This is a genomic window from Rugamonas violacea, assembly GCF_016461825.1.
Lineage (GTDB): Bacteria > Pseudomonadota > Gammaproteobacteria > Burkholderiales > Burkholderiaceae_D > Rugamonas.
This window is the reverse complement of the sequence record NZ_JAEMNU010000121.1, coordinates 1-508: the sequence shown is the minus strand read 5'-3', so window position 1 is coordinate 508 and position 508 is coordinate 1. Positions and strand designations below refer to the sequence as shown.

1 rRNA gene is annotated in these 508 nt (G+C 49.4%); it reads right to left on the bottom strand.

Annotated features, from left to right (window positions below):
* Positions 1-373: ribosomal RNA gene (locus H7U20_RS22085) — 23S ribosomal RNA — on the bottom strand; the annotation flags it as partial.
* Between the last annotated feature and the right edge of the window lie 135 nt (positions 374-508).

Below are 508 nucleotides of genomic sequence, written 5' to 3'. Positions count from 1 at the left end.
CCTACTTGTCGCACGCTTAGTTCCACACATCGCATTTCGAATACGGGACTATCACCCGCTACGGTTCCTATTTCCAGAGGATTCTTCTATGCGTCGTGCTAAAACGTGCAGGCTCATCCCATTTCGCTCGCCACTACTTTGGGAATCTCGGTTGATTTCTTTTCCTGCAGCTACTTAGATGTTTCAGTTCGCCGCGTTCGCTTTGCATACCTATGTATTCAGTATGCAATGACCCAAAGGGCCGGGTTTCCCCATTCGGAAATCTGCGGATCACAGCGTGTTTGCTCGCTCCCCGCAGCTTATCGCAAGCTACTACGTCCTTCATCGCCTGTAATCGCCAAGGCATCCACCATGTGCACTTATTCGCTTGTCCCTATAACGTTAGCCCCTTGCGCCCGCTTACACGGCGTCTACAAAGGAGCGTTTATAGGAATAAGAAATTACATGTTGCTATGTTTGTTGATACATACAATCATTACCCATCGCATCCGCCTTCCGACGCATGCGA